The sequence below is a fragment of the Mesorhizobium sp. M4A.F.Ca.ET.050.02.1.1 genome, assembly GCF_003997725.1.
Lineage (GTDB): Bacteria > Pseudomonadota > Alphaproteobacteria > Rhizobiales > Rhizobiaceae > Mesorhizobium.
The window spans coordinates 1-3,525 of the sequence record NZ_RZSG01000641.1 but is presented as its reverse complement, the minus strand read 5'-3'; the positions used below and the strand labels follow the sequence as shown (position 1 = coordinate 3,525).

Here is a 3,525-nt window from a genome sequence, read left to right as displayed (position 1 = left end):
GGGTTCCTCCCGGGGCGTTTTCTTGACATATTATCATGGGACATCTGACCGGGTCCAACACGCTCTAACCCGGCTGCCAGGAAAACAATATGACGATTAATATTGGCAAGACGGTTTTTTCGGCAAGCGCACGCATTTGCCGCATGGCCGCGGCGATGGCCTTGCTGTCTGCCGGTCTGGCGGCGGGCGGCTGCTCGACGAGCAACACCACGAACGCGGCGCCGGTCGCCGGCGTCGAAGGGCCAAAGGACACCGGTTCCTATCCGAACCTCAACATCCCGCCGCAGGTGGCCGCCAAGCAACTCACCAAGGAGGAGACCGACGCCAAGCTTGCCCAGTTGAAGGGCGAGCAGCAGGCGCAACTCGCCAAGAGCGGTGGCGGCGACCAGACCGCAAGCCCGGCGGCGCTCAACTCGCTGGCCAAGAACCATGGCGATCAGGCGCTGAAGCAGATCGAGACGAAATGCGATCCCGCCCTCGACCCTAGCTGCAATTAGGGATATATCGCGCGCCGAAACCACCTTTGAATGTCTGGAACTGACATGGAAGAATTTCACAAGGTCCGCCGGCTTCCGCCTTACGTGTTCGAGCAGGTCAACCGGCTGAAGGCCAGCGCCCGCTCGCGCGGCGCCGACATCATCGACCTTGGCATGGGCAATCCGGACCTGCCGACGCCGAAGGCCATCGTCGACAAATTGTGCGAAGTGGTGCGCGATCCGCGCACGCATCGCTATTCCTCGTCGCGCGGCATTCCGGGCCTGCGACGCGCCCAGGCGGCGTACTATCAGCGCCGCTTCGGCGTGAAGCTCAACCCCGATACGCAGGTGGTGGCAACCCTCGGCTCGAAGGAAGGCTTCGCCAACATGGCGCAGGCGATCACCGCGCCCGGCGACGTCATCCTGTGCCCGAATCCGACCTATCCGATCCACGCTTTCGGCTTCATCATGTCGGGCGGCGTCATCCGCTCGCTGCAGGTGGAGCCCGACGACGGCTTCATCCCGGCGGTCGAGCGCGGCATCCGCCACTCGATCCCGAAGCCGCTGGCGCTGATCCTCAACTATCCGTCGAACCCGACGGCGCTGGTCGCCTCGCTCGATTTCTACAAGGACGTCGTCGCCTTCGCCAAGAAGAACGACATCATCATCCTGTCCGACCTCGCCTATTCGGAGATCTATTTCGACGGCAACCCGCCGCCCTCGGTGCTGCAGGTGCCGGGCGCGATCGACGTCTGCGTCGAGTTCACATCGATGTCGAAGACCTTCTCCATGCCCGGCTGGCGCATGGGCTTCGCCGTCGGCAACGAGCGGCTGATCTCGGCGCTGACGCGCGTCAAGTCCTATCTCGACTATGGCGCGTTCACGCCGATCCAGGTGGCGGCGGCGCATGCGCTCAATGGCGATGGCGCCGACATTGCCGAAGTGCGCGAGGTCTACCACAAGCGCCGCGACGTGATGGTCGATTCCTTCAGCCGCGCCGGCTGGAACATACCGGCGCCGGCGGCCTCGATGTTCGCCTGGGCGCCGATCCCGGAACAGTTTCGTCATCTCGGCTCGCTCGAATTCTCCAAGCTCTTGATCGAGCACGCCGACGTAGCGGTGGCGCCGGGCGTCGGCTTCGGCGAGCATGGCGACGATTTCGTGCGCGTGGCGCTGGTCGAGAACGAGCACCGCATCCGCCAGGCGGCCCGCAACATCAAGCGCTTCCTGGCGTCCACCGCCAAGCAGCCCAACAATGTGGTGCCGCTCTCCGCGCACCGCTGAGTTCGCCTGACATCACCGATCGAATTTTTGAGGGGCATCGCCGGACATGGCTGAAGCGTTGCGTGTTGGAATTGCCGGCCTCGGCACGGTCGGCGCCTCGGTGGCGCGCGTGTTGCGCGACAAGGCGGCCGAGCTCACCCGCCAGTGCGGCCGCGACATCGTCGTGGCAGCCGTCTCGGCCCGCGATCCCAAGCGCGACCGCGGCGTCGACCTTGGCGGCGCGCAATGGTTCGACGATGCGGTCAAGATGGCGGAGGCGGCCAATATCGACGTCTTTGTCGAACTGATCGGCGGCGACGAGGGACCCGCGCGAGCCTCGGTGAAAGCGGCACTCGAGGCCGGCCGCCATGTGGTGACCGCCAATAAGGCGTTGCTGGCCAAGCATGGCGTGCAGCTGGCCGAGATCGCCGAGAAGAAGGGTGTGCTTTTGAATTACGAGGCCGCGGTGGCCGGTGGCATCCCCGTCATCAAGACGATGCGCGAGGCGATGGCCGGCAATTCGGTCACCAGGGTCTTCGGCATCCTCAACGGCACCTGCAACTACATCCTGACTCGCATGGAAGCCGAAGGCATCTCCTTCGACGCGGTCCTCAAGGATGCGCAAAGGCTCGGCTATGCCGAGGCCGATCCGACCTTCGATATCGAGGGCCACGACACGGCGCACAAGCTGTCGATCCTGACCAGCCTTGCCTTCGGCACGAGGATCGCCGCCAACGACATCTATATGGAAGGCATCTCCAACATCACCCAAGCCGACATCCGCGCGGCCGGGGACCTCGGCTATCGCATCAAGCTGCTCGGCGTCGCGCAGCGCACCGAGAGCGGCATCGAGCAGCGCGTGCACCCGACCATGGTGCCGACGGCTTCCGTCATCGCGCAGGTGCACGGCGTCACCAACGCGGTGGCGATCGAGACCGACATTCTGGGCGAGCTTCTGCTTTCCGGCCCAGGTGCGGGCGGCAACGCCACCGCTTCGGCGGTGATCGGCGATATCGCCGACATCGCCAAGAGCCGGCCGGGCTTCCAGCACGGACCGGTCTTCGGCCGCCCGGCGAAGGAGCTGAGGCCGTACAAGCGGGCCCAGATGCGCAGCCATGCCGGCGGCTATTTCATCCGGCTCACCGTGCATGACCGCATCGGCGTCTTCGCCGCGATCGCCAAGCGCATGGCCGACAACGACATCTCGCTGGAATCGATCGTCCAGCAGGCCGCAGGCCCGGAAACACACGCGCAGAAGACGGTCATCCTCGTCACCCACGAGACGACGGAAGCAGCGGTGCGCAAGGCCGTCGAGGGCATCACCAAGGATGGCCACCTGACTGACAAGCCGCAGGTGATCCGCATCGAACGGGCCGAATAGTTCGGACCAACTTCGCCTTCAATCGATTGATATTGCTGGGATTTCAAAAAATCCCCGGCCAAGTCTTGCCGTTGTCACGGAGCTTTGACACAAGAAACGCGCCTCTGCGGGAGGCGGGAGCAATTCCAGGAAAACTGCGCAGCGGTTTTCCCCGCCGAATTGCTCAAAACAAGTGTTAGAGCGACTCAAGATACGACCGCTCGCGTCAACGAGGATTTCCCACAGATGAACGTGGCCCAGAACATTGTCGCCGGCCTTGACCGGATACTCACCATGGAACTGGTGCGCGTCACCGAGCGGGCGGCGGTGGCGGCTGCCAGGCTGCGCGGGCGGGGCGACGAGAAGGCGGCCGACCAGGTCGCGGTCGACGCCATGCGCCAGGAGCTGAACCGGCTGGCTATCAAG

General features: G+C 64.4%; 4 protein-coding genes. All 4 read left to right on the top strand.

Annotated features, from left to right (window positions below):
• The first annotated feature begins 89 nt into the window (after positions 1 to 89).
• Complete coding sequence (locus EOA33_RS28530) at positions 90 to 497, top strand: hypothetical protein (protein ID WP_127407160.1); 408 nt, start codon at positions 90 to 92, stop codon at positions 495 to 497.
• 45 nt (positions 498 to 542) lie between these two features.
• Complete coding sequence (locus EOA33_RS28525) at positions 543 to 1,760, top strand: LL-diaminopimelate aminotransferase (protein WP_126054248.1); 1,218 nt, start codon at positions 543 to 545, stop codon at positions 1,758 to 1,760.
• A gap of 46 nt (positions 1,761 to 1,806) precedes the next feature.
• On the top strand, positions 1,807 to 3,120 hold the full coding sequence (locus EOA33_RS28520) for a homoserine dehydrogenase (RefSeq protein ID WP_127407159.1): 1,314 nt from the start codon (positions 1,807 to 1,809) through the stop codon (positions 3,118 to 3,120).
• Between the two features lie 225 nt (positions 3,121 to 3,345).
• Positions 3,346 to 3,525: fructose-bisphosphatase class II (locus EOA33_RS28515; protein ID WP_127407158.1), on the top strand; the 180-nt coding region annotated here is incomplete at its 3' end.

What these genes read in the sequence shown, in the direction of transcription:
- EOA33_RS28530 (WP_127407160.1), top strand. Translation starts at nt 90, where the DNA reads ATGACGATTAATATTGGCAAGACGGTTTTTTCGGCAAGCGCACGCATT.
- EOA33_RS28525 (WP_126054248.1), top strand. Translation starts at nt 543, where the DNA reads ATGGAAGAATTTCACAAGGTCCGCCGGCTTCCGCCTTACGTGTTCGAG.
- EOA33_RS28520 (WP_127407159.1), top strand. Translation starts at nt 1,807, where the DNA reads ATGGCTGAAGCGTTGCGTGTTGGAATTGCCGGCCTCGGCACGGTCGGC.